Below are 24352 nucleotides of genomic sequence, written 5' to 3'. Positions count from 1 at the left end.
TACAAAACCGGGCGCGCCGGGCGATCTCCCCAGCATCCACCCGGCCAGACGGTCACGCCCCAGTCCCAGGCGATCCAGCGGAACTACCGCCCCACGTACTCCGCCGAAAGCTCGAGTCCGACAGGCTGCTAGTAGCGCGACACTTCCACCAGATTGCCGTCAGGATCGCGGAAGTAAAGCGAGGTGATGGGGCCGGTGGCCCCGGTTCTGGCCACCGGCCCTTCCTCGATGGCGATGCCTTCGCGGTGCAGGCGCGCCGCCACCTCGTCCAACGGGCGTTCGGTGATCAGGCAGAAATCGGCCGCCCCCGGCGTTGGGCAATGCGCCTTGGGCTCGAACTCGCGGCCGTTCTGGTGCAGGTTGATCTTGTGGCGGCCGAAGGCCAGGGCTTTGCGGCCCTGGCCGAAGGTCACCACCTGGAACCCCAATGCCCTGGCGTAGAAGTCGCACGTCGCCTCGATGTCGGCGACGGTCAGGACGAAATGGTCGATCCGGTCGATCATGTTCTCATTGCCTTGCCCCTCGCCGGGCGCAAGCTCCGCTTGCTTGGCCGCCGCCTCAATGGCGGCTGAGCATGATTCGATTTCATCGGCTCATGCTTTACGCCCGGCCGAACACCCGGCGGAAGATGGTGTCGACATGCTTGGTGTGATAGCCCAGGTCGAACAATTCCTCGATCTGAGTGACGCTTAAGGCGCGGGTGACGTCCGCGTCGCCCTTCAGGTTGGCCAGGAACTGGCCGGTGGTGTCCTGGCCTTCGCCGGCGGCGTCCCACACCTTCATGGCATTGCGCTGGACCAGGCGATAGGCGTCCTCGCGGCTGGTGCCGGCCTGGGTCAGGGCCAACAGAACCCGCTGCGAGAACACCAGTCCGCCCAGTTGGTTCAGATTGCGTTCGACGGCATCGGGGTAGATCACCAGCTTATCGATCACGTTGGTCAGTCGCGCCAGGGCGAAGTCCAGGGTGATGGTGGCGTCGGGGCCGATATAGCGCTCGACCGAGGAATGCGAGATGTCGCGCTCGTGCCACAGGGCGACGTTCTCCATCGCCGGCATGGCATAGGCGCGGACCATGCGGGCCAGGCCGGTCAGGTTCTCGGTCAGGACCGGGTTGCGCTTGTGCGGCATCGCCGAGCTGCCCTTCTGGCCGGGCGAGAAATATTCCTCGGCCTCGCGGACTTCGGTGCGCTGCATGTGGCGGATTTCCACGGCGACGCGCTCGATCGAGCTGGCGATCACCCCCAGGGTGGCGAAGAACTGGGCATGGCGGTCGCGGGGGATGACCTGGGTCGACAGCGGCTCGGGGGCCAGGCCCAGCTTGGCGGCGACATGTTCCTCGACCCGGGGATCGATGTTGGCGAAGGTGCCGACCGCGCCCGAGATGGCGCAGGTGGCGATGTCGGCCCGGGCGGCGATCAGGCGGGTCTTGGCGCGCTGGAACTCGGCGTGGAAGCCGGCGAACTTCAGGCCGATGGTCACCGGCTCGGCGTGGATGCCGTGGCTGCGGCCCATGCACACCAAATCCTTGAACTCGAACGAGCGGCGCTCGAGGGCGGCCAGCAGCTTGTCCAGGTCTTCCAGCAAGATGTCGGCGGCCTGGGTCAGCTGCACGTTCAGGCAGGTGTCCAGAACGTCCGACGAGGTCATGCCCTGGTGCACGAAGCGCGATTCGGCGCCGATATGCTCGGCCAGTTCGGTCAGGAAGGCGATGACGTCGTGCTTGGTCTCGGCCTCGATGGCATCGATGCGGGCGATGCGCTCGGGCGTGTAGGGCAGGTCGCCCTTGGCCCACACCACCGCCGCCGATTCCTTGGGGATGATGCCGATCTCGGCCAGGGCGTCGCAGGCATGCGCCTCGATCTGATACCAGATGCGGAACTTGTTGGCGGCGTCCCAAATGGCGGACATCTGCGGACGGGAATAGCGGGTGATGGACATGGGAAACCCCTGCGGCGAAAGCGGCGCGAACGGTGAAGTGGGGTTATGGCAAAAAAGCCCGCGCTTGCAAAGGGGTGCTTACACCCGGATGCGGCCGTAATGGATGAAGTCGGACCAAGTCCGCTCCAGGCGCAGCATGGTCGAGACGGTGTCGTCCAGCGACTTCTTGGTGTCGTCGTCGGTGCCCATGGCGTTGGCCAGGTCGTTTTGCAGGGTGCGCACGGTGGCGCACAGTTCCAGGCCCTTGTCGGTCAGCTTCAGGCGGACCGAGCGGCGGTCGTGCGCGGAACGTTCCTGGGTCAGGTAGCCGTACTCGGTCAGGCCCTTGATGTTGTACGACACGTTCGAGCCCTGGTAGTAGCCGCGGTCCTTGAGGTCGCGGATGACCACGTCGTTCTCGCCGATATTGTAAAGCAACAGGGCCTGGACGGCGTTGATGTCCTCGATCCCCTTGCGGCGCAGCTCGGTCCGCAGCACGTCCAGGAAGTGACGGTGCAGTCTTTCGATCAGACGGATGATTTCGAAGTACGGCTGGCCCATGGGCGGTGAGTATAGATTTAAGAATTGTGTCCGCCAACAGGGAAAATCGCACCAAGCTTGAGATTGTCGCCCGCTGGTTCAACGGATATTCTGCCTGCCATCTGTTGCGAACCGGGGTTTTGCGCATGACCGACGGGCAAGTCGCCGCCAAGCCGATCGTCATTACCGTCTTCAACCAGAAGGGCGGCGTCGGCAAGACCACCACCAGCGTCAATCTGGCGGTGTGCCTGGCCGCCTTGGGCCGCCGCGTGGTCCTGGTCGACCTCGACAGCCAAAGCAACGCCACCACCTCGATGAGCCTGACGGCGCCGGTGCCGACCGGGGCCTACCACCTGATCACCGGCCGGGCCAGCTGCTCGGAATGCCTGAAGCCGACGCCTTACGACAATTTGCGCCTGATCGCCGGGTCGGACGAGCTGGCCTGGGCCGACATCGAGCTGGCCCTGCAGGATGATTGCCAGTTGGCGATCCAGCGCGCCTTCGAGCGGCTGCCAAGTGATGTCGAGATCGTGGTGATCGATTGCCCGCCGGCCCCGGGCATCGTCTCGGTCAACGCCCTGGTCGCCGCCGACGCGGTGGTGATGCCGGTGATGCCCAGCCCGCACGCGCTGGATGGCTTGCACAAGGCGTGGTGGAACGTCAATCGGGTGCGCGGGCACTTCAACCACGACCTGCACACCGTCTACATCCTGCTGACCATGACCGAGGACGGCGAGATGACCGGCCGTCTGACCGAGGACATCATCGCCGAGTTCGGCGCCCGGGTGGTGCCGGTGCTGATCCCGCGCGATCCGGTGGTGATCGAGGCGGCGGCGCGCGATCTGCCGGTGGTGACGATGGCGCCGCAATCGCCGCCGGCCCGGGCCTATCTGCGGCTGGCCGAATTGCTGCTGAATCGGGTGTCGCGCATGGCGGCGCTGGCCGAGGGTGACGAGGGCGCGGGTTCCGCCGACCGCGACTTCGGCGCCGACCGGCTGGCCGAATGGGCCGGAGCGGTCGCCCAGAGCGGCCAGGGCCGCCGGGCGGTGCCCGAGCCGGGCGATCCGCCGGCTCCGGGCTGGACCGAGGACATTCCCGCCGGATTGCCGCTGACCATGGCCCCGGGATGGGGCTGGAAGCTGGCGGTGGCGGCGGCGTTGGTGCTTTTGGGCGTGGTGATGGGGCTGGCCGCCGGGCTGACCATCCACAATTGGTCCTTGGTCCCGATCCCGGTCTAACCCGGCATTTTCCTAGGTTGACCGGTTAGTGCGGTACGGTACCTTGTCCACATTGGGGGGAGCCGTTCAGCATGCCATGGGATCCAAAACTCTATTCCGCCTTCGCCGCGCCGCGCCTGCGGCCGGCGCGGGATCTCTTGGGACGTGTCGATCTGGTGCGCCCGGCCCGCATCGCCGATCTGGGCTGCGGCACCGGCAACGTCACGCAGCTGCTGGCCGAACGCTGGCCCGAGGCCCGGGTGTGGGGCGTCGATTCCTCGCCCGAGATGTTGCGGGCCGCCGCCGCCGAACCGTCGTCGGTGACCTGGGTGGCATCCGACGCGGCAAGTTGGCAGCCCGAGGCGCCGCTGGACCTGTTGTTCTCGAACGCCGCCCTGCAATGGTTGGACGATCACGAAAGACTGTTTCCCCGATTGATGGATCTGGTCGCCCCCGGTGGCGTGCTGGCGGTGCAGATGCCGCACAACCATTATGCCGCGTCGCACGCGGTGATGACCGAAACCGTCGAGGCCGGCCCGTGGGCGCCGCTACTGCGCCCGCTGGCCCGGCGTTTTCCCGTCGGCGATGGCGATTTCTATTATGACCTTCTGGCGCCGCACGCGGCCCATCTGGACATCTGGGAAACCGAATACCTGCATGTGCTGGACGGCGACGACCCGGTGGTCAAGTGGACCATGGGCACCGCCTTGAAGCCGCTTCTGGACGCGTTGGAGGGCGAGGCCCGGGCCGAGTTCCTGGCCGAATACACCCGGCGTATCGGCTTGGCCTATCCACGCGGCGCCGATGGTCGTACGCTGTTTCCGTTCCGCCGCCTGTTCATGGTGGCATCGCGCCAGGGCTGACAAGGCGGCGCTTCACAAGAGAGGGGGGCGCCATGCTGACTTTGGAAGACCTGGACGAGGTCGAACGCATCGTCGCCATCGACGCCGAGACCACCGGCTTTCGCATTCCCGCCGCAGCCGAGATCAAGCGGATGCCCAAGGGGATGCGGCTGCCCGGCATCGTCATCGAGATCGGCTGCCTGGAACTGACCCGCGACGGCGACGGCTGGCGGCCAGGGCGGGAATGGCAGCGCCGCATCCAGCCGAATGGTCCGATCGCCAAGGCCTCGGTGGCAGTGCACGGCATCAATATCGCCGATCTCAAGGGCGCACCCACCTTCGGCGACATCCTGGACGAGTTCGAGGATTTCATCGGCCAGGACGTGCTGTTGGCCCACAGCGCCACCAACGAGATGGACTTCCTGAATTTCGAATATGCCCGGGTCGGGCGCTGCGGCTTCGATCAGGTGATCTTCGGCGAGGACGATTTCATCTGCACCCAGCACCTTTCCCGCTCGTTCTTTCCTGGCGTGCCGGGGTCGCTGGACGTGCTGTGCGATCGGCTGTGGATCGACCGATCCGATCGCTTCCAGCATCACGGCGCCCTGTTGGACGCCGTCCTGACCGCCGAGGCCTTCTTGAAGATGCAAGGCGGCTTCGTCGTCGATGAAACCCGCAAGGTCAGCTTCGGCGACGAATAGCCCCGCTCACACCGCCCGGGAATGGCGCTGTTCGCCCTTCTTCAGATAGCGGTCGAACACGGCCGCCGCGGCGCGCACCAGGGTGCGGCCCTCGTCGGTGACGGTGATGCGCCGGCCCTCGACCACCACCAGCCCGTCTTGCGACAAAGGCGCCAGGTTGGCCAACTCGCCCTGGAACTGGGCGGCGTCGGCGCCGTGGCGGGCGCAGACCGCGTCCAGGTCGATTTCCAGGTCGCACATCAAGGTCATGATGATGTCGCGGCGAAGCTGGTCGTCGGCATCGATGGCGACGCCGCGTGCGGTGGCCAGGCGGCCCTGCTTGATGGCATCCAGGTAGAAATGGGTCTCGCCGACATTGGCGACATAGCCTTGCGGCAGCATGCCGATGCCAGAGGCGCCGAAACCGATCAGCACGCTGGCCTCGTCGGTGGTGTAGCCCTGGAAATTGCGATGCAGGCGCTTTTCCTTCAAGGCGATGGCCAACGGGTCGTCGGGGGCGGCGAAATGGTCCAGCCCGATCTTGACGTAGCCCAGTTCCTCCAGCCGGGCGGTTCCCTGCTCGTACTGGGCCCAGCGGGTCTCGGCGTCGGGCAGGGCGGCTTCCGGGATCAGGCGCTGGTGCTTCTTCATCCACGGCACATGGGCATAGCCGAACAGGGCGATGCGGCGCGGCCTGAACCCATGCGCCTTGTCGATGGTATCGAGCAGGCCGTCTGTGGTCTGGTAGGGCAGGCCGTAGACCAGATCCATGTTGATTTCGGGCACGCCGTGGGTACGCAGCCAGCCGATGACGTTGGCGGTGACGTCATAGGGTTGGATGCGGTTGATCGCTTCTTGCACCTTGGGGTCGAAATCCTGCACGCCGATCGAGGCGCGGGTGACGCCGGCCTGGGCCATCGCCTTGACATAGGTCTCGTCGGCGGTGCGCGGGTCCAGTTCGACCGCGATCTCGGCGTCGGGCTTGATGACGAAGCGGCTGCGCAAGGTGTCGATGGTGCGGACGAAATCCTCTGGCGTCAGGATGGTCGGGCTGCCGCCGCCGAAATGGACGTGGCGCGCGGTCATGCGGGTGGCCAGGCAGTCGGCGACCAGCCCGATCTCGCCCAGCAATCCGTCCATATAGGCGGCGACGGGGGCATATTTGCGGGTGATCTTGGTGTGGCAGCCGCAGAACCAGCACATTTCGGCGCAATAGGCGATGTGCACGTACAGCGACAATTCGGTCGCCGGATCCAGCCCTTCCAGCCACTGGCCGTATTGCTCGGGACCGATGCCAGGATGGAAATGCGGCGCGGTGGGATACGACGTGTAACGGGGCACTCGCAAATCGTACTTGGCCGACAAATCGCGTCGCATCATGGGGTCCTTCGCAAAAACTCAAGGCCAGACCCTAACCCCGACGGCCGACCATTTCAACAATGGGGCCGGTAGGGCTATTTCAGCGGCGGCCGCCGACGCCTCGCAAGATGTCGATGATTACTCCGGTGGCCGCCTCGACCAGGACGACGTCGTCGCCGACCTGGCTGCGCTTGTAGCCCCGGGGCAGGCGTGACAGCTTGCGTTCCAGCTCGCCCGGCAGGTTACGGCCCTGCAAGCCGGGCGGCAGGGTGTCGCGCTTGGCCAGGCCGGGCGGCAACTCGTCGCGCTTGGCGAGTCCGGGCGGGGTCTTCTTGTGTTTGTGGCCCTTGCGGTCGTCCTCGCCGGTCAGGACCCGCTTGCCCAGGCGGAACCATTCCTCGATCTCGCGGCGGTCCTGGGCGGTGAAGCCCTCTTCGGCGCGGTTCAGGACGGCGCGGCTCAGGTCGGCGGCACTTTCCGCCCGGGCGGACAGTGGGGAAAGCGCCGCCAGGATCAGGGCCGCCACCGGAACAATGCGCATCATCATCACCATCCTCCCCTTCCGGGACTGACGAATCCTAGGCCATCCATGTGGCGAAGTCACGGCGCCTTCAGCAGCATCGAGGCCGGGAACCACAAGGTGACGGTGGTCCCGCCGCCTAATCGACTGTCGACGCTGAGCCGGCCGCCATGCAGTTCGATCAGCTTGGCCGACAGCGGCAATCCCAGGCCCGCGCCTTCGAACCGCCTGACCAGGCTGGAATCGGCCTGGCCGAACGGAGCCAGGATTTTGGACAGGTCCTCAGGCGCTATGCCGATGCCGTTATCGGCCACCCGCACCGCCAGACCGTCCTCGACCAGTTCGGCTATCAGGCGGACCTGGCCACCGGTGGGCGTGAACTTGATGGCGTTGCCCAGGATATTGACCGCCGCCTGCTTGATCCGGCGGGCATCGCCGGTCATGTCCGGCAGGTCGTGGGGAATGCTGGTCGATAGCGCCACGCCGGCCACGCTGGCCCGTTCGCGGACCAGGCCGATGCAATTGTTCAGGGTTTCGCAGGTGGCGACGCGGTCGCGCCGCAGCACGATATGACCGATATCGATGCGGGCGATGTCCAGCATGTCGTTGATGATCTGCAGCAGATGGCGGCCGGAAACGTTGATGTCGTGGGCGTATTCGCCATATTGCGGCGTGCCGATCGGTCCCAGCAGCTCGTTCTCGATGATCTCGGAAAAGCCGATGATGGCGTTCAGAGGGGTGCGCAGTTCGTGGCTCATGGTCGCCAGGAACTCGCTTTTCGAGCGATTGGCCAGTGCGGCGGCGTCGCGCGCTTCCAGGGTCGCGTGCTCGGCCTGCAGGCGTTGGGTGACGTCGTGGAACGCCGCCAGCATCGCCGCCGATCCGTCGGGGCTGTGCAGGGGGATGGTCGTCACCTCGTAGGTCAGCGGGCTGTCGGCCGGTTGCCACTCGCCGCCGGCCGGCAGCGCCTGGCCGAAATAGTCCAGCGCCTTGCGTCCGGCGATCGGTCCGAACGAGGCTTCCAGCGCCGGGTTGCCGTAGAGCATGGTGTCGTCGCCGTCGATCAGGGCGATGCCGTCGCGGATCGACGCCAGGATATGGCGCAGATGGGCGTGTTCGTGTTCCAGCGCCTGGCGGAGTTGATGGACCTCGGTGACGTCTTCCTTCAGGGCGATATAGCTGTCGATGTCGCCGGCACCGTTCTTGACCGGGGCGACGGTCATCTTTTCGCGGTAAAGGGTACCGTCCTTGCGCCGGTTGACCACCTCGCCGCGCCATTCCTGGCCGGCGCGGATGGTCTGCCACAAATCCTCGTAGGTTCCCGGCACCACCTGGTCGGATTTCAGCACGCGCGGATTCTGGCCGATCATTTCGGCCCGCTCGAAGCCGGTCATGCGGGTGAAGGCGGGGTTGGTGTATTCGATGTCGCCCTTGGTGTCGGTGATCATCACCGCCACCGGGCTTTGCTCGACGGCGCGAAACAGCTTGCGGGCCTCTTCCTGCCACAGGACGGCCCGACGTTCGCTGCGCCTAAGGGTTTCGAGCGAAAAGGCCACCAGCAGGACCGTGCCCACCAGCACCATATAGAAGGTGGTACGCGTTTCGGACAGGGCTCGGCCGATCTCCGCCTCGGCATCGGCTTCCAGCCGGGTCTCGGTCCGCTCGACCAGATCGCGCATGGCAAAATGGGCACGGTGCCAGTTTTCGGTTTCGGCGGCGCGCATCTTGCCGGCCAGGGCCAGGCGGTGCAGCCGCTCGATCTCTTCGGGGACCGGGCCGCGCACCACTTCGGTGAAAATGGCGGCCTGATCGGATGCTGCGTGCTGGCGGAAGGATTCGATGAAGGCATGGCGCTCGGCGCGCGCCTCGGCGAGCAGGCCGACCATCTCGCGGTCGGCCGCGCCTTGCGCGATCATCGCGGCCCCCAGGCTCCGCGAGCGTTCGATGCGATCCTTGACGCTGCCCAGGTCCATATAGGCGGCGATCAGGTTGGTCAGTTCCAGCGGTACGGAATTCTCGGCCGCCCGGGTTGCCGCGGCGACGAGTACCGAATAATTCTCGATGACGGTGCGCAAATCGCCATGGCCATCGACGGCGGCGCGCGCCCGGTCGATCAACTCGGTCGGCAGCCTTGTCTCCGAGGCGGCGCCAGCTCCCGTCGCCGAGTGCTGCGTCAGCCCCTGATACTCGGCCAGGCGCTCGTTGACGCGCTGGCGCTGCTCGATCAGTGCGGGAACCGACGCGGTGGACAGGCCGCTCATGGCCTGGGTGGACAGGCTGCGCTCGGCTTCCAGTTCGCGGGTCAGCGCCCGCGACGAACGGGCCAGTTGGGCCACCTTCAGCAGGTCCGAATTGCGGCGATAATCCTGCAGGCGGTCGTTGACCATCATCACCGAGAAGACCACCAGGGCCACCATCGGTGCCAGGATGGCCAATACCAGCCGCGAATGGCCAAGCCAGCCTTTGGCCTTGGCAAGTCCCAGCGACAGACGCGACGGCTTCATATTTGCGGCTCCGCCGGATTGGGCGAACCGGCCGCGCTGAGAAGGGCCAGGGCCTGGCGCAATTGCGCCATGTCCACCGGTTTGGTCAAGAACCCGTCCATACCGCTGGCGATGCAGCGTTCTGCCTCGCCGCCCAGGGCGTTGGCCGTCAGTGCCAGGATGGGGATGCGACCGCCGTGCTTGAGCTCTTCGGCGCGGATCTCGGCGGTCAGTTGCAGGCCGTCCATCACCGGCATGTGGCAGTCAGTGATGATCAGGTCGAACTTGCGACTGCGCCACATTTCAAGGGCGGCGGCGCCGTCTGCGACCATCTCCGGATGATGGCCCAGAATGCGCAGCTGGCGAAGGATGACCTGCTGGTTGACCGGGTGGTCCTCGGCCACCAGAATCGACAGTCCGGTGTCGGGCGGCGGGGCGAAGGCCGCGGGTTCGGGCGGCGCCGTGGCGGCGCCGATCGGGTGGCAGTCGGTGACCGTGGCGATCGCCGCCGTCACCGCGTGCGGATCGATCGGCCGGCCCAGGAAGCCCCGGCAGCGGGGAAGACGCTCCAGCACCGAATCGTCGGGGGAATCGAAGCTGTCGCGGATCAGCAGCAGCGGGGTATTCGCCAGGCTGGCCAGTTCGCCCAGATCGCTGCCTTCCAGGGTCATCACCGCCACCCCGAACGGCGCCCGGGTGTTGGCCGCCTTGGCCGAGGCGGCCAGGGCGCCGGCCATTTCCGACACCCGCACCACGGCGGCGCCGGCTTCCTCGGCGGCGCGGGCGATCATGGTCCGTTCGGCGGCGTCACGGGCCACCACCAACACCCTGACCCCCATCAGGTCGATCGGGGGCGGCGGAGCCTGGTCGTCGGTGACGACCACCGGGAAATCGAGATCGATGACGAAGGTCGATCCCTGGCCCTGATTGCTGAACAAGGCGATCCGCCCGCCCATCAGGTCGACCAACCGACGGGTGATCGACAGGCCCAGGCCGGTGCCGCCGAATCGCCGGGTGCTCGAACATTCCCCTTGGGTGAAGGGCCGGAACAGAGACGGTTGAACGTCGTCGGGAATGCCGATGCCGGTATCGACGACACGGATGCACAGGCCGACGCGGCCCTGGGCGTGGTCGGTGCGGACCGCGAAGACCCGGACCAGGCCCTGCTCGGTGAACTTGATGGCGTTGCCGACCAGATTGAACAGGATCTGCGACAGCCTGGCCGGGTCGGCCAGCATCTGCGCCGGAAGGGCCGGGTCGGCGAAGGCTTCCAGCACCAAACCCTTCTTGGCGGCGGCTCCGTTCAGGGTCTGGATGACGCCGTCGATCACCTGGGCCGGCGACACCGCGCGGGTCTCCAGTTCCAGCCGCCCGGCCTCGATCTTCGAGTAATCCAGCACGTCGTCGATGATCGACAGCAAAGCCAGGGCCGACTGGCGCACGGTCGCCACCAATTCGGCCTGGTCGGGCGACAGCGGCGAATGGGTCAGCACTTCCAGCATGCCGACGACGCCATTCATCGGCGTGCGGATCTCGTGGCTCATCGCCGCCAGGAACGCCGACTTGGCCTGGTTGGCGGCCTCGGCCGCTTCCTTGGCAAGGGTCAGTTCACGGATGGCACTGTCGCGATCGCGGGTGGCGTGGTGGAATTTCGACAGCACGCGGTTGAAGACCGCGGCGATCTCGGCGGTCTCGCCGCTGACGGCGGCCGGGACCAGCGGCCGGGCGAAGGGGGCGCCGTGCTCGTGGACCTCGATCTGGACCAGAAGATCTTGCAGGGTGCGGCGCTTGGCCTCGGCCTCGCGGGCAAGGTCACGTGCTTGTTCGGTCTCCAGGCGGGCCTTGGCCAGGGCGTCGCGCCGAAAGACCTCGACGGTGCGGGCCATCGCCGCCAATTCGTCGGGCAGGTCGGCGCCTTCGATCTCGCCGCTCCAGTCGCCGCGCGCTCCGGCCTCCATGCGTTGGCGCAGACGCTGCAAGGGCTGACGGATGGATTGGCCGATACTCCAACTGGCGATCGAGCCCACCACCAGCAAAATCAGGCCCAAGATCGCACCCGCCAGGCCAACGCGGACCAGCAGCCCTTTCGACTGGCTTTGCAGCATGACCTCTCGGTCGTGTCCCTGGGCGACGACGCGGTCGACCACCAGTGCCATCGTCGCCTGGTTGGAATCGACCTCGTTGGCCAGGGTAGCCGCGCGCAGGCCATAGGTGTCGGCGATGGCCTGGGTGGCGGCGTCGATGGTGGCGAGACGCCGGCCGATCACCTGCAGCGAATCGCGCTGCAGGTCGGTGGCGGCCAGCTCGACCAGGATCGGCACCGTTTCGGCCACCCGGCCCAGCGCGGCCCTGGCCGGGCGGCCTTGGGCGGGATCGCCGGTGAAGTAGAAGGTGTTGACGGCGATCAGGGCTTCGACGAAATGCTCGTGCGACTTGACCAGGGCCGGTTCCAGCAGGCTGCCGGGCCGCGACCGCACCGAGGCGTTCAGGATCGAATAAAGCCCCGACAGCTCCTTGGCCGACTGCACGATGTCGGATTCGTAGATGCGAGCGATTTCCGCGTTGATCGCTTTCAGGCGCTGAAAGCCGGCGACGAACCGCCGAGCCGCGTCGGTGATTTGCGTCAGCTCGGATGGACCGACGGATTGGGCCAGGGTGGGATCGGCCAGGGCGGCGAACAAATCTTCCGAACGGCGGATGATGTCCTTCAGCGCTTCGTCCGAAGGCGTGTTGAGGTATTGGCGGATCTGGCTTTGCAGTCGGCCGGACTGGGCGTCTATCGCGGTCAGCTGGTGGATGCGGCCCTGGACCAGACGCAGCTCATCAATGTCGGCGCCCACCAGTGCCGCACCTTGCCACGCCAGCAGGGCGATGGCGATCACCACCACGGCATTGAGCCCCACCACCAGCGGGATGCGCCAGCTGATCGGCAAGAACCTGATCCAGTGGCTGATGGCGAGGGGTTTTCCCATGGCGCCGCCTATCTGGTCGCCTGGATGCGGCGCACCAGGTCCTTCAAGGCGGGCGTTGCCGCAAAGCGGTCATAGACCGGCCGCATGGCGGCCTGGAAAGGCGCCTTGTCCACCGCGACCGGGACGATGCCGGCATCGGCCAAGGCCCGGGCCGCGATCTTTTCGCGCTCGGCCCACAACCGGCGCATCTCGGGGACCGAATCGGCGGCGGCCTGGCGAATCAGGGCGCGGTCGGCGGCCGGCAACTGGTCCCAGACCCGCTTGGACATCATCAAGACCTCGGGCGCCATCACATGTTCGGTCAGGGCGTAATGCCCCGCCGCCAGATAGTGGCCGGCGTCATGGTAGGATGGCAGATTGTTCTCGGCGCCGTCGATCAGCCGGGTCTTCAAGGCCACCGCCACCTGGCCATAGGCCAACGGCGTCGGCCTGGCCCCCAAGGCCGCCACCATCGCCTCGGCCAGCGGCGATTGCTGGACGCGGATGCGCAAGCCCTTGAGGTCGGCCGGGCGCTGGATCGGCTTGTCGTGGGTATAAAAGGACCTGGCCCCGGAATCGTAATAAGCCAGCAGGACGAAGCCATGCGCCTCGAAGGCGCGGCCGATCTCGGCTCCCACGGGGCCATCGACCACCCGATGCATATGCGCGGCCGAGGTGAACAGGAACGGCAGCGAGGCGACGATGGTTTCCGGAATGGTGGCGTTCAAGGGCGTCAGGTTGACCCGGGTCATCTCCAGCGCGCCGGCCAAGGTTTGCTGGATGGTTTCGACCTCTTCCCCCAAAACGCGCGAGTGAAAGATTTTCAGGGTCAGGCGCCCGTTCGAGCGCTCGGCCAAAAGCCGCCCCATATGCTCCAGCGCCTGCACCGTGGGATAGGCCTGGGGATGGGTGTCGGCGACGCGCAGCTCGCGCGCGGGGGCGCTGGCCGCCGACAAAAAGCCCATCAACGCGACACACGCGGACCAGAGATACGGCACGACTTTGGACACCACCGTCCCCCAGCACTGGCAACTTCTTCTGTTGTATCCCTGCACGCACCACAAAGAAAGGTTCTATGGATGCTGGAATCGTTCTACCGCATGGGTGGCATGCCGATCTTGGCATTGACCGCACACCTCAACTAATAGAAGATCGCGCGGCTGTGAACGCGGGGGAAAGCGAATGGCGGGATTATGCGTCTGACATTGCATACCGACTATGCCTTGCGGGTTCTGGTTCACGTGGGCCTTCGGCCCGGGGCACTGACCACCATCAACGACATCGCCGCCGAACATGCGATCTCGAAGAACCATCTGACCAAGGTGGTTCATCAGTTGGGCCGCGCCGGCTATCTCGAGACGGTGCGCGGCAAATATGGCGGTGTGCGTCTTCGGGTCGATGCGGCCTCGATTCGGATCGGCCAACTGGTCCGTCAGGTCGAGGACGATTTCGCCTTGGCCCGTTGCATGCGCGACGCGCCGGACGAGGCTTGCCTTCTCGATTCCTCGTGTGTCGCCCGTCACGCTTTTTCCGAAGGGCTCGATGCGTTCTTCACCTCGCTCGACCGCTATACCCTGGCCGACATGATCCAGGCCGAAAGGGGTAAGCCCAATTGCAAGGCCGCGTGCGGCTGAGCCGAGCGGGCGTGGCCCGCGTTTTCCGGACTGCGGCATGGTGAATTCTGGGGCAGGACACCCGGGCCTTGGCCGTGTTATAGAAGATCCCTGGGATTCGTTCGAGTTCGGGGGAGTGAATGTCCGCTTTTGATGCCGTCGATAACGAAAATGAACGCCGCGTCATCGCTGAGTTCCTTGAGGAACTGCGCGATACTGCCAGCGCCTTGCAGGTTCTCTTGGGGAACTTGCGCTCGAAAAGCGTGACCGCCGAAGAAGGCCTGGCCACCTTGAAGCGCGACGCCAGCAGCCTGCGCAGCAATGCCCAAGCCCTGAACGTGCCGCTGATCAAGCTGGTGACCCACCGCCTTGACGAATATCTGGCCGATCTGAAGGTTCTGGGCGACGGCGACCTTGACGCCATTCAGGTCTATATCGACCGCATCGACAAGCTGGCCGACGGCGACGATTCCGGTGCCGACATGCCGGCGGTGGCTCGCGCCTTGCCGGCCAAGCGCGCCGTCGACATCGATTTCGGCCCGATCGTCCAAAAGAATATCGAGGTCATGCTGGTGGTGCCCGAAAAGGCCATGAGCCGGATCGTCGAACGCGAGCTGGCCGCCTGCGGCTATCGCACCTCGGTGGTGCGCAATCCGTTCGAAGCGCTGGAAATGGTGGTGCACACCAAGCCCGACATGGTGGTCGCCTCGATGGAGCTGGGCAGCCTTTCCGGCGTCGATCTGGGCTGCGCCCTGTCGGCGATGCCGGTGACCCAGGGAATTCCGTTCGCCGTGTTCACCAGCTACGCCTGGGGACATCCCAAGCTGGCCGGTTTGCCGCCGCGCGCGGCGCTGATCCGCAAGGGGCCGCAATTCGGCGACGATCTCGCCGAATGCCTGTCGCGTTTCGGGATCACCTGACCGGCGTATCTTCCGAGATCATGCTGCGATCCTATCGCAGCATGATCTATGCCGCCTTGGCTTGGCGCAGGAACAGCGCCAGGTCGTGGTCGTCCTTGGCGAAATGTTCCCGGGTCCACGCCGCGAGATATTCGAAGGTCCGGTTGACGGCCCCGTCCTTGCCGGCTTCCATGTCGGCCTTCAGGGCGCCGGCCTGTTCCAGGAAACGGCGATGCGAATCGCGGTGGTGGTCGATGGCAGGATAGCCCTGGCGGCTCATCAGCGCCTCTTCCTCGCGGAAATGTTCGCCCATCTCGACCACGATGTCGGCGATGGCGGCACCGGTCACCCCAGAGGAATCACCGCCCATCATCGCCGCGAAGGTCTTGTTGACGTGGTCGAAGAAGGCGTGGTGCTGGGCATCGACGGCCTGGTCGCCGGTATCGTAATCGGCATTCCATTCCATCAAGGTGATTTCGTCCTGGTCCGAGCGGACCTGGTCGAGGAAGCGCCGGACCTCGGCGCGCAGATACTCGGCCTGTTGGGACAGGTCGGACGCCGAGGTGTGAATCTGCTCGGCGGCACCGCCGGTGTCGCGGGCGGCCTGTTCGACGGTGCCGATGTTCGACGACACCTCGTGCGTGCCTTCGGCGGTTTGTTCGATGTTACGGGCGATCTCGCCGGTGGCGGCGCTTTGTTCCTGCACGGCGGCGGCGACCGAACTGCCGATCTCGTTCATCTCGCCGATGACCGAGGCGATGCTGTCGACGGCGTGCACCGCGGACGCGGTGCCTTCCTGCACGGCCTTGATGTGGTTGGCGATCTCGCCGGTGGCGCGCGCCGTCTGGCTGGCCAGTCCCTTGACCTCGTTGGCGACCACCGCGAAGCCCTTGCCGGCATCGCCGGCGCGCGCGGCCTCGATGGTGGCGTTCAGGGCCAACAGGTTGGTCTGGTGGGCGATGGCGTTGATCAGGTTGACGATCTCGTTGATCTGGCCGACGGCGTCGGACAAATGGCGGATCTGGCCGGTGGCTTGTTCCGCCTCGGTCTCGGCGCGGGTGGCGACCGCCTGCGAACGCTCGACCTGCTGGGCGATTTCGGCGATCGAGGCCGACAGCTGCTCGGTGGCGGCGGCCACCGTCTGGGCGTTGCTGGAGGCCTGCTGCGCCGCCGAGGCGACGGTGGTGGCCTGGGCACTGGTTTCGTTGGCCGAGGCGGCCAGTTGCTGCGAGGCCGCCTGCAATTCGGTGGCGGCCGAGGTGACGGTCTGCACCACCTTGCCGACGCTGGATTCGAAGGCGTCGGCCATCTGCTTCATGGCGGCATGACGGGCGGCCTGGGCCTGGCGCTTCTGCTCGGCCTGCTCGGCCTGCAGTTTACGCACCTCGATGGCGTTGTTGCGGAACACCTCGACCGCCTGGGCCATGTTGCCGACTTCGTCGGTCCGTTGAAGGTCGGCGATCGGGCGTTCCAGGTCGCCGCCGGCCAGGGCTTTCATCGAGGCGGTGATGCGGGTCAAGGGCGACAGGATCGAGTTACGGGTGAACAGGCCGACCACCGCCAGGATCAGTGCGGTGAATCCTGCCGTTGCCAGGCCCAGGGCGAAGGCCCGGTTGGCCGCGGCGTCGGCGCCATCATGGATGTCCTTGGCGTGGGCCTCGATCTTGTCGGAAATGGCTTCCATCGCGGTGGCAAGGTCGTCGAACGACTTTTGCAACTCGCCGACCGAGGCCAGCGCCGCCTTGCGGTCGGTAAAGGCCAGATCGACGGTGCGGCGGACCTGTTGGGCATAGGCGGCCAGCGGTTTGTCGGCGCTGCTCAGCGCGGCCTTGATGTCGTCGGGCAGGTGCATCGACTTGTTGGCTTCGATGCTTTTGGTGAATTGCTCGATATGCGTGGCAAGGTCTTCGCGCAGATGTTTCTGGTCGGCGGCGTCGCCGATTTCGGCCATGGACAGTGCGGCGAAGGCATCGGCCCGCAGGGCGTCGTGCATCATGTCGGCGGTCATCTGGGTGCGCAGTGCCGATGCTGCGTCTGACAATTCCTCGACGCCGACCTCCATCTTCTCGGCGGTCCACAGGCTGTTTGCCGTCATCAGCGTGGCCACGCCCAGAACGGCAAGGCCAATGGCGGTGAACTTGCCGCGAATGGTGCGAATCAACATGGAAGGTCTGCCCCGAACGTCGTGTCGTCGGGTAATGTCCTTACACCAAATATGTTTATTTAACCCTAAAAATCCACCCGTATGGTTGGGGGCCTCCCCCCGGCCCGGCCGTGGTTCCCCTACCGACTCCCTGATGGTAGGCTCAAGGCACTCGTCGCCGCTCCTCAGGCGGCGCCGTGGTTCCCCTACCGACTCCCTGATGGTAGGCTCGGCAGTGCCTGCAGTCTGCGGCCGAAGCAGCCGTGGTTCCCCTACCGACTCCCTGATGGTAGGCTGTGGGCGGACATCGCACCGCTCTGCGATGAGCCGTGGTTCCCCTACCGACTCCCTGATGGTAGGCTGCGGGGTTTTCGCTTGTCATAGGCAAGGCAGCCGTGGTTCCCCTACCGACTCCCTGATGGTAGGCTCCGGGGACGAGCGGGCCGATCATCTGCAGGGCCGTGGTTCCCCTACCGACTCCCTGATGGTAGGCTCGAATCCGGCACCGTCACTATCACCATCAAGCCGTGGTTCCCCTACCGACTCCCTGATGGTAGGCTTTTTCTCCTTTTCGGCTCGTATGGCGGCTGGCCGTGGTTCCCCTACCGACTCCCTGATGGTAGGCTACCTTCACGGCAAGGCTCTGAAAATCCTCTGATTTCCGCCCCCTTTGTGGGGCCGAAATCAGAGGAGAACCAGCTGGCGTTGGGCGACGGTTTCATTTTTCGGGGCGTCTCCCAGCATGAGATACATGCGGCCATATTGGCGGTCGGTGACTTGAAGGGCGCGGATGCTACCGGTTCGCGGCAAATTCTTGCGGACCCGGGCCAAATGTTTGTCGATGGCTTCCTCGCCGCGGCAAATCCGAGCATACACCGAAAATTGCAGCATCAGATAGCCGTCATCCTTGAGGAAATTGCGAAAGCGGGTGGCGGCGCGGCGCTGATCCTTGGTCCCCACCGGCAGGTCGAAGAAGACGAACAGCCACATCAGGCGAACCTCCTCGGTTTTCATGGCGGTGCCTGCGGCAGGGCCAAGGCGTCGGGCGATTTGGTGTCGATGGCGCGGACCAGGCTGGCTGCCACGCGTTCGCAGGCCACCAAGGCGGTGACGGCGTCGCCGTCGATACAGGTGCTTTCCAGCAGTACGCCGGCCAGGGCGCGGCGGTCGTCGATGGTCAGCGGGCGGTCCCAGGGTGGGGTGGCCAAACCCACGACCAGTCTATCGACCAGCGGGCGGAACGGCTCGATCAGGTCGTCGGCCAGATTGAAGGGATTGGTGGCCGAGGCGTGGTGCAGACCGAAGGCCGGCAGCAAGCCGCTGGCCACCAGGGAGCGCGCCAGGGCCGAGCGCAGGATGGCATAGCCGTAATTCAGCATGGCATTGCGGCGGTCGGCGGCGGCCTCGCGGCGAAAATCGGGGAACAGGTGCTGCCAATAGAAGCGGGCGACGCGGGCCTCGACATTGCCGGGATCGCCCGATCCGACATGGCGGGCCATTTCTGCCAGCGTGTCTGACCCGTCAGGGTCGCGACCGGCCAACACCGCCGCCTGATGGGCGATCTTGGCCTGGATGATCGCCTGCCAGCAGCGCTTCTTGAACGGGGCCGACACCGCGATCTGCCGCCACGCCATCTGCGCCTGGCGGTGATGGGCGTGGAACGACAGGGCCATGCCGTTGGGCATGTGGGTGGCGTCGGTGGTGATCAGCGCGACGCCCGCCTCCATGCAGGCCGACAGTAGGGCGGCGGTCAGGCTGGCCTGGGGGGTGTCGAGCACCACCCAGGCCAAGTCCTCGAGCGCCAGGCGGACGATGCCGTCTTCCTGTTCGATGGCGATCTGGCCGTCGGCCAGGGACAGCCGGGCCGGCCGGCTTATGTGCAGGCCACGCCATGCCATGTCCGCACCTCGCGTTCGATTTCGCTCAAATTGCCCATGCGGTCCATGGCGAACTTGCGGAAGGATGCCAGGGTCTTGGCGCCGATGCCCGTTGATGCAAGGGATTTGCTGTGGTGTGGGGAAATCGATATGGCCCCGGTCGAACGGTGCATTCCCCGGAAGTACCCCTCGATCCGCGTCCCGTCGGCTTTCTCGACGGCGATCCATGAGAACGGGTACAGGCTCCACAGGAATTCGTGGTCTGGTCCCATGACCGTCCATTCCTTCTCGGGTTTGTAGGCGACCACCGCCCGGTTGGGCGGCTGCGGCCAGTCGGTGGGGTCGAACACCTGATGGGGATAGACCGGTACCAGGAAAAAGCGCCAACGGCCCTTGGGATCGGCCTGACGGAACACATCGACGCGGGCCATGTCGCCGCGGTCGGCGGTGCCGCCGCGGACCAGGATCCGCACATCGTCGGTGGTCACCAGTTTGACCTTGGTCATCGGATCGCCCTTGGGCGATCTGGGGGCCTTGTCGGGGTCCTTGGGTTTGCCGGCGGCAATCCATTGCCGCAGGTTCTCGATCAGGACCTTGTTGCGCTCGGGGTCCTTGACGCGGTCCAGGTCCTTTTCGGTCAATGCCGCGACCGGCTTGCGCTCGTACACCACCGGACCGGCATCGCCTTCGCCGATGGCGCGGATGGTGTCCTTGTGGCCGGCGCCACGGGCTCGACGGCGTTCGGCGCGCGACACCACGACGCCTTCCAGCTTGGCCTCGAGATCGGCGCGAAATCCCGGCCATGGCGGTTCCAGGCCGACGAAGTCGCGGCGGCCCCCCTCGCGCTCGGCCTTCTGGAACAAGGTGGTCAATCGCTGCAGCATCGATTGGCTGGTGGCGGCGACCACCGCCGCGTCCAGGGCGTGATGGCGATCGTCGTCCTTGCGGGTGCCGTCTTCGTGCTTTTTCAGGGATTGCAGTCCCCAGGCGCGACGCAGACGGTCGGTCAGCGGGCCGGGGCGGGCGGCTACGACGATATCGGGATAGGTGTGCTTCAGAATGCCCAGCAGCAGCCGGCAGGCATAGCGGGTGTCGTTCAGGTTGCGCGAGCGGAATTCCTTTTCCAGCCGGCTGGAATCGCGCAGCAGCAGGTTGCGCTTCTTGCGCCCCTTCATGGTCTTGCAGCCTTCGACGGTGCGGGCGAACTTTTCCCAGCGTTCAGGGTCGTCGTGCAGCCACTCCCACGGGGTCATCCCCTTCTTGTGCTGGTTGGCCTCGGTGAAGCACAGGGTCTTGTTGATGTAGGAATCGTCGCCCGAACGGCTCCACGGCAGGATGTGATCGACCTGGATGCGGTTATCGGAAGAGACCAGCGCGTCGATCGGGATTTCCCGGCCGGTGTAAAGGCACCAGCCGTTCTGTTCCTTCCACAGTTCGAACCGCAGCAGGTCCTCGGCGCCTGCGGCGGGGGTGCCGACCATTTCGTGGAACTGTTGGCGGGCGCGGTCCTTCTCGCTGTTGCGCTTGTCGATGCCCTTCTTGATCTCGTCGCGTTCATCGGCGGACTTGCCGATGTCGCGGGCCATTTCCACATGGATGGCGGTCGGGCGGCCATGGGTGTGGATGATGATCTTGATCTGCTTCAAGGCCTCGCCCAGGGCCTTGCGGGCCACCGGGTTGCGGATGTCGTCCAGATTGGTCTCGGTCTGGCGGGAATGGTCGTAGCCGGCATCGGCGCAGGCATCGGAATAGACCCGGCCCCGGGCCAGATGGGGCAGTAGTGCCCGGCAGGCCTTGGCCGAAATGTGGCCGGGGCCCTTGAATTTACCGAAGCTTCCGTTGCGAACGCCATCCATCAGGGCGTCCAGGATCGGCTCCTCGATTCCCAGCCCGGCCAATCCCTCGGCGATGCGGTCGGCATCGTCGCGGAAGGTCAGGATGGCGGCGATGGCGTCCAGCAAGGCCGGCCTGGTGCCCAGCATGTTGTCCCACACCGTGTCCCCCAGGCAGTGGCGCAGGGCGGCGCTGCCCGGCGTCGCCTCGCCCGAGCGGGCCACCACGTCGCGCTTGCCTTCCTCGTCCGGCGCTATGCCGGCGAAGCGGATGGACGGATCAAGCTTCAAGTGCTGGCGCAGGCGTTTGAAGGAAAATCCCTGAAGGCGGCCGAAATCGGCGCAGGCGGCGGCGAATTCGGCATCGGACAGCGGGCGTTCTCCGGCCCCGGACGATAACCGCAGCGCTGCCAGCCGGGACAGTAAGCGGAATCGTTCGAACGACGGCGAGTGGCGGGCGGCCCGCTTTTCGGACGGCTCGAACGGGCAGGGGCCGACCTTGTCGTCGGAATCGGCCAGGGGGCGCTGGAAGAAGGCGACGTCGATGAAGGATTGCTCGAGGTCGAAGGTGGCGAGCGGATTTCCCAATCGACGCTGGGCGGCCAGCAATCGGTGCACCTCGGTCTCGAGGTCCAAGCGCTGAACCGTGCGGGAATAGTCGCCGTCGCGATTGCGGCGCCGGGTCTGGTAGAACTCGTCTTTCCAGAACATCTCGCCGACGGTCCGCCAGTGTTGAAGCCGCTCGCCGGTCTGGGCGATGGCGCCCAGCATGGCACTCGATTCCTTGGGTGCGTTGGCGCCCCGGTCGCGTTTCGAGTTCGAGCGAAAGCCGCGGTGCTTGGCGATATGCCCCAAGGCGACCGCCAACTCGCCTGCCGACAACAACCGGTCCAGCCCCTCGGCGCGCGCCTGCCACGGGTCCAATCGGACGGTGGCCAGGCCAAGCTTGCCGCCATCGGCCAGAAGGCCATGGTCGGCCAGCAGGCGGCGAACAGCGTTCATGCGCTGCCGTCTGCGGTCGATCACCCGGCGCATGCCCCGGGCCTGGCGACGGATCTGATTGGTGGGGATGCGTTCCTTGTCGGTTTCGGGCACGTCGAAGGTGCGCGTGCCCAGCGCGATCAGGCTGTCCTCGGCCAGCAAGGCCCAGCCGCAGGTTCCAATTCCCAGGTCGATGCCGAGCTGGCGTGCAGATACATCCACGAACACCTCCATAAGTCGAGTGCGTGAATGCATCTTGACTTATGAGGGGTGCAATGAAAAGCTGTGCTTGGGAGTCGGTAGGAGAACCACGGTAAGTTGGATTACCATTGGTTATCCAATCGAAGGATTACCCCCGGCCCGCAAGGACCGGGGGGATTCCTTTTTGGGCCTCAGCCGGTGACGGCCTTGATTGCGGCGGCGTAATTGGGTTCGTCGGCGATTTCGCCCACCAGTTCGGTGTGCTTGACGATGCCGTCGGCGCCGATCACAACCACCGCGCGGGCCAGCAGGCCGGCCAGCGGGCCATCGACGATCTTGATTCCAAAGCGCTCGCCGAACGCCTTGTCACGCATGTCGGACGCCGACACCACGCGCTCAAGACCCTCGGCGCCGCAGAAGCGCTTATGGGCGAACGGCAGATCGGCCGAGGCGCAGATGACCACGGCGTTGCCCAGCTTGTCGATTTCGGCGTTGAACTTGCGCACGCTGGTCGCGCAGGTCGGCGTATCGACGCTGGGGAAGATCGACAAAACGACGGTCTTGCCGGCGAAATCGGCCAGCGAGCAATCGCCCAGGTCGGTCTTGGTCAGCTTGAAATCAGGCGCCTTGGACCCGATGGCCGGCAGGGAGCCATTGGTGTTGACGGGGTTGCCCTTCAGCGTGATGGTGGCCATCGCGACGGTCCTCCTTTGTTGGTTGGCCTAGCAGTGTGGTGAAAAAAGCCGGCCGCGGCAAGACCGGGACATTACCCCCGGTCTTACGATCCGCTCTGGGCGTTACCGCCCCGGTCCCGCGAACAGCGATTCATTCCTGATCGGCTTGCCGGCCTTGTCCTTCTCGGTCAGGACGAAGGTGATGGTGGCGCTTTTGCCGGTCAGTGCCGATTCCGGCACCGTGGCGAACAGGCGGAAGGTCCCGACGGTGTCCTTGTCGACCGCCAGCTCCAGTTCCTGGCCCTTGCCGGTGCCGCCGACCCGTTCCAGGGTCAGGCCGGGCAGACCCTCGGCCCGCAGGGTGTAGACGCGGTCCTCGCGGATCATGTTCAGCACCTTGTAGACATAGGCGTTGCGCACCGACCCGTCGGACATCTGGATGAACAAAGGCGTGCGCTCATGCAAGATGTTGACGGTGGTGGTCTCGCGGGTCAGCAGGCTGGTCAGCATGACAGCGGCGACGATGGCCAGCAGGCCGCCATAGATCAGGGTGCGCGGCCGGATCACCTTGAAGCCGGGGGCTTCGGTCTTGTGCTCGCGGGCATGCAGGCGGGCGCTGGAATCATAGCTGATCAGGCCCTTGGGCAGTCCGAACTTTTCCATCACCTGGTCGCAGGCGTCGATGCACATGCCGCAGCCGATGCAGGCCAGTTGGTTGCCCCAGCGGATATCGACGCCGGTCGGGCAGGTCTGGACACACATCTTGCAATCGACGCAATGGCCGCGGCCGGTGAAATTGAGGTCGGCCGGGGCCGGGGCGCGCGGTTCGCCGCGCCAGGTCTCGTAGGACACCACCAGCGAATGCTCGTCCAGCATCGCCGACTGGAAACGCGAATAGGGGCACATATAGACGCACACCCGCTCGCGGGCGAACCCGGCCAGCAGGAAGCAGAAGCCGCCGATGATGGCGGTGAACAGATAGACCGCCGGATCGGCATCCAGGGTGAAGAAGTCGCGAATCTGCTGGAAGGCGTCGCCGAACCACAAGGTCGCGGCCAGGCCGGTGAACAGCGAAATGACGAACCACGACCCCACCACGATGGCGGTCTTGGCCGCCTTTTCGGCGCTCATCGGGGCGCGGGCCAGGCTGATACGGGCGGTACGGTCGCCCATCACCCACTTTTCGATATTCTGGAACAGGTCGGTATAGACGGTCTGCCAGCACAGGAAACCGCACCACACGCGGCCGGCCAGCGCGCTCATCAGGAACAGGCTGACGGCGGCGATCAGCAACAGGCCGGTGACGTAATAGACTTCCTGCGGCCAGATTTCGATGTCGAAGAAATAGGCCCGCCGTCCGGCCATATCCAGCAAGATGGCCTGGCCGGGGGCGTCGGGACCGCGGTCCCAGCGCAGGAACGGACCCAGATACCACCAAGCCAGCAAGACGATGCCGGCCCACCATTTCAAGCTTCGGAACACCCCCTTGACGGCGCGCGGGACCGCCTGGCCCTTCTCGCGGTAAAAGGGAACCTCGCCCTGGGTGCGCGGACGCACGGGCACGTTGCTGGGGTCGATGTGCGCGTTCATGGTGATGTCCTGGTCCTCCTGTCCCGACATCAG

General features: G+C 65.6%; 19 protein-coding genes and 1 CRISPR repeat array. Of the genes, 5 read left to right on the top strand and 14 right to left on the bottom strand.

Annotated elements, in window-relative coordinates:
* Positions 1 to 128: 128 nt before the first annotated feature.
* The 3 genes from A6A05_RS00785 to A6A05_RS00775 all read right to left on the bottom strand — a co-directional run bounded on the left by A6A05_RS00785 (position 129) and on the right by A6A05_RS00775 (position 2478).
* On the bottom strand, positions 129 to 503 hold the full coding sequence (locus A6A05_RS00785; protein ID WP_068496500.1) for a VOC family protein: 375 nt from the start codon (positions 501 to 503) through the stop codon (positions 129 to 131).
* Positions 504 to 600: 97 nt separating this feature from the next.
* On the bottom strand, positions 601 to 1938 hold the full coding sequence (gene purB, locus A6A05_RS00780; protein ID WP_068496498.1) for an adenylosuccinate lyase: 1338 nt from the start codon (positions 1936 to 1938) through the stop codon (positions 601 to 603).
* Between the two features lie 78 nt (positions 1939 to 2016).
* The gene (locus A6A05_RS00775; protein ID WP_068496496.1) at positions 2017 to 2478 is read right to left on the bottom strand and encodes a MarR family winged helix-turn-helix transcriptional regulator; all 462 of its coding nucleotides are present in this window, start codon (positions 2476 to 2478) and stop codon (positions 2017 to 2019) included.
* A gap of 125 nt (positions 2479 to 2603) precedes the next feature.
* Here A6A05_RS00775 and A6A05_RS00770 point away from each other — a divergent pair, with 125 nt between their 5' ends.
* The 3 genes from A6A05_RS00770 (at position 2604) to A6A05_RS00760 (ending at position 5217) form a co-directional block, all read left to right on the top strand.
* Positions 2604 to 3695, top strand: coding sequence for a ParA family protein (locus A6A05_RS00770; RefSeq protein ID WP_068496518.1), 1092 nt, complete (start codon positions 2604 to 2606; stop codon positions 3693 to 3695).
* Positions 3696 to 3766: 71 nt separating this feature from the next.
* Positions 3767 to 4537, top strand: a complete 771-nt coding sequence (locus A6A05_RS00765; RefSeq protein ID WP_068496494.1) for a methyltransferase domain-containing protein — start codon at positions 3767 to 3769, stop codon at positions 4535 to 4537.
* Positions 4538 to 4569: 32 nt separating this feature from the next.
* On the top strand, positions 4570 to 5217 hold the full coding sequence (locus A6A05_RS00760; RefSeq protein WP_068496492.1) for a 3'-5' exonuclease: 648 nt from the start codon (positions 4570 to 4572) through the stop codon (positions 5215 to 5217).
* A gap of 6 nt (positions 5218 to 5223) precedes the next feature.
* Here the strand turns inward: A6A05_RS00760 and hemN are convergent, their stop codons facing one another.
* From hemN to A6A05_RS00735, 5 genes are all read right to left on the bottom strand, one after another.
* Positions 5224 to 6573 (bottom strand): oxygen-independent coproporphyrinogen III oxidase, encoded by a 1350-nt coding sequence (gene hemN / locus A6A05_RS00755; RefSeq protein ID WP_068496516.1) that lies wholly within the window; start codon positions 6571 to 6573, stop codon positions 5224 to 5226.
* A gap of 82 nt (positions 6574 to 6655) precedes the next feature.
* The gene (locus tag A6A05_RS00750) at positions 6656 to 7102 is read right to left on the bottom strand and encodes a hypothetical protein (protein WP_156520831.1); all 447 of its coding nucleotides are present in this window, start codon (positions 7100 to 7102) and stop codon (positions 6656 to 6658) included.
* Between the two features lie 53 nt (positions 7103 to 7155).
* Positions 7156 to 9579: an ATP-binding protein gene (locus A6A05_RS00745; RefSeq protein WP_068496488.1), complete on the bottom strand. Its 2424-nt coding sequence runs from the start codon at positions 9577 to 9579 to the stop codon at positions 7156 to 7158.
* On the bottom strand, positions 9576 to 12530 hold the full coding sequence (locus A6A05_RS00740; protein ID WP_068496486.1) for an ATP-binding protein: 2955 nt from the start codon (positions 12528 to 12530) through the stop codon (positions 9576 to 9578). The genes A6A05_RS00745 and A6A05_RS00740 overlap by 4 nt, the downstream gene beginning before the upstream one ends.
* A gap of 8 nt (positions 12531 to 12538) precedes the next feature.
* Entirely contained in the window at positions 12539 to 13474 is a 936-nt protein-coding gene (locus tag A6A05_RS00735; protein WP_068496484.1) for a TRAP transporter substrate-binding protein, read from the bottom strand.
* A gap of 228 nt (positions 13475 to 13702) precedes the next feature.
* Between A6A05_RS00735 and A6A05_RS00730 the strand changes: the two genes are divergently transcribed.
* Entirely contained in the window at positions 13703 to 14143 is a 441-nt protein-coding gene (locus tag A6A05_RS00730) for an RrF2 family transcriptional regulator (RefSeq protein WP_068496482.1), read from the top strand.
* Positions 14144 to 14262: 119 nt separating this feature from the next.
* Positions 14263 to 15042 carry a response regulator gene (locus tag A6A05_RS00725; RefSeq protein ID WP_068496480.1) on the top strand — a complete coding sequence of 260 codons (780 nt, stop codon included), beginning with the start codon at positions 14263 to 14265 and terminating at the stop codon, positions 15040 to 15042.
* A 46-nt stretch (positions 15043 to 15088) separates the two neighbouring features.
* Here the strand turns inward: A6A05_RS00725 and A6A05_RS00720 are convergent, their stop codons facing one another.
* The 6 genes from A6A05_RS00720 to ccoG all read right to left on the bottom strand — a co-directional run bounded on the left by A6A05_RS00720 (position 15089) and on the right by ccoG (position 24349).
* Positions 15089 to 17185 (bottom strand): bacteriohemerythrin, encoded by a 2097-nt coding sequence (locus tag A6A05_RS00720; protein WP_068496479.1) that lies wholly within the window; start codon positions 17183 to 17185, stop codon positions 15089 to 15091.
* A 107-nt stretch (positions 17186 to 17292) separates the two neighbouring features.
* Positions 17293 to 17790: a CRISPR direct-repeat array (repeat unit 36 nt; unit sequence GCCGTGGTTCCCCTACCGACTCCCTGATGGTAGGCT).
* 58 nt (positions 17791 to 17848) lie between these two features.
* Positions 17849 to 18178, bottom strand: coding sequence for a CRISPR-associated endonuclease Cas2 (gene cas2, locus A6A05_RS00715; protein WP_068496477.1), 330 nt, complete (start codon positions 18176 to 18178; stop codon positions 17849 to 17851).
* Positions 18175 to 19062 carry a type II CRISPR-associated endonuclease Cas1 gene (gene cas1, locus A6A05_RS00710; protein WP_068496475.1) on the bottom strand — a complete coding sequence of 296 codons (888 nt, stop codon included), beginning with the start codon at positions 19060 to 19062 and terminating at the stop codon, positions 18175 to 18177. Before cas1 ends, cas2 begins: the two co-directional genes overlap by 4 nt.
* The gene (cas9, locus tag A6A05_RS00705; RefSeq protein WP_245644108.1) at positions 19038 to 22076 is read right to left on the bottom strand and encodes a type II CRISPR RNA-guided endonuclease Cas9; all 3039 of its coding nucleotides are present in this window, start codon (positions 22074 to 22076) and stop codon (positions 19038 to 19040) included. The genes cas1 and cas9 overlap by 25 nt, the downstream gene beginning before the upstream one ends.
* Positions 22077 to 22246: 170 nt before the next feature.
* Complete coding sequence (gene tpx, locus A6A05_RS00700; protein WP_068496472.1) at positions 22247 to 22750, bottom strand: thiol peroxidase; 504 nt, start codon at positions 22748 to 22750, stop codon at positions 22247 to 22249.
* A 102-nt stretch (positions 22751 to 22852) separates the two neighbouring features.
* Positions 22853 to 24349 (bottom strand): cytochrome c oxidase accessory protein CcoG, encoded by a 1497-nt coding sequence (ccoG, locus tag A6A05_RS00695; RefSeq protein WP_245644106.1) that lies wholly within the window; start codon positions 24347 to 24349, stop codon positions 22853 to 22855.
* Between the last annotated feature and the right edge of the window lie 3 nt (positions 24350 to 24352).

Source organism: Magnetospirillum moscoviense, assembly GCF_001650635.1.
GTDB lineage: Bacteria > Pseudomonadota > Alphaproteobacteria > Rhodospirillales > Magnetospirillaceae > Magnetospirillum > Magnetospirillum moscoviense.
Note: the sequence above shows the minus strand (reverse complement) of the source record. Positions and strands in the feature narration are given on the sequence as shown.

Coding starts and splice junctions, on each gene's coding strand:
- cas2 (WP_068496477.1), bottom strand. CDS start 18,178: ATGAAAACCGAGGAGGTTCGCCTGATGTGGCTGTTCGTCTTCTTCGAC.
- cas1 (WP_068496475.1), bottom strand. CDS start 19,062: ATGGCATGGCGTGGCCTGCACATAAGCCGGCCGGCCCGGCTGTCCCTG.
- tpx (WP_068496472.1), bottom strand. CDS start 22,750: ATGGCCACCATCACGCTGAAGGGCAACCCCGTCAACACCAATGGCTCC.
- A6A05_RS00770 (WP_068496518.1), top strand. CDS start 2,604: ATGACCGACGGGCAAGTCGCCGCCAAGCCGATCGTCATTACCGTCTTC.
- A6A05_RS00745 (WP_068496488.1), bottom strand. CDS start 9,579: ATGAAGCCGTCGCGTCTGTCGCTGGGACTTGCCAAGGCCAAAGGCTGG.
- A6A05_RS00740 (WP_068496486.1), bottom strand. CDS start 12,530: ATGGGAAAACCCCTCGCCATCAGCCACTGGATCAGGTTCTTGCCGATC.
- purB (WP_068496498.1), bottom strand. CDS start 1,938: ATGTCCATCACCCGCTATTCCCGTCCGCAGATGTCCGCCATTTGGGAC.
- A6A05_RS00765 (WP_068496494.1), top strand. CDS start 3,767: ATGCCATGGGATCCAAAACTCTATTCCGCCTTCGCCGCGCCGCGCCTG.
- A6A05_RS00775 (WP_068496496.1), bottom strand. CDS start 2,478: ATGGGCCAGCCGTACTTCGAAATCATCCGTCTGATCGAAAGACTGCAC.
- ccoG (WP_245644106.1), bottom strand. CDS start 24,349: ATGTCGGGACAGGAGGACCAGGACATCACCATGAACGCGCACATCGAC.
- A6A05_RS00735 (WP_068496484.1), bottom strand. CDS start 13,474: ATGGGCTTTTTGTCGGCGGCCAGCGCCCCCGCGCGCGAGCTGCGCGTC.
- A6A05_RS00720 (WP_068496479.1), bottom strand. CDS start 17,185: ATGTTGATTCGCACCATTCGCGGCAAGTTCACCGCCATTGGCCTTGCC.
- hemN (WP_068496516.1), bottom strand. CDS start 6,573: ATGCGACGCGATTTGTCGGCCAAGTACGATTTGCGAGTGCCCCGTTAC.
- A6A05_RS00760 (WP_068496492.1), top strand. CDS start 4,570: ATGCTGACTTTGGAAGACCTGGACGAGGTCGAACGCATCGTCGCCATC.
- A6A05_RS00750 (WP_156520831.1), bottom strand. CDS start 7,102: ATGATGATGCGCATTGTTCCGGTGGCGGCCCTGATCCTGGCGGCGCTT.
- A6A05_RS00785 (WP_068496500.1), bottom strand. CDS start 503: ATGATCGACCGGATCGACCATTTCGTCCTGACCGTCGCCGACATCGAG.
- A6A05_RS00725 (WP_068496480.1), top strand. CDS start 14,263: ATGTCCGCTTTTGATGCCGTCGATAACGAAAATGAACGCCGCGTCATC.
- A6A05_RS00730 (WP_068496482.1), top strand. CDS start 13,703: ATGCGTCTGACATTGCATACCGACTATGCCTTGCGGGTTCTGGTTCAC.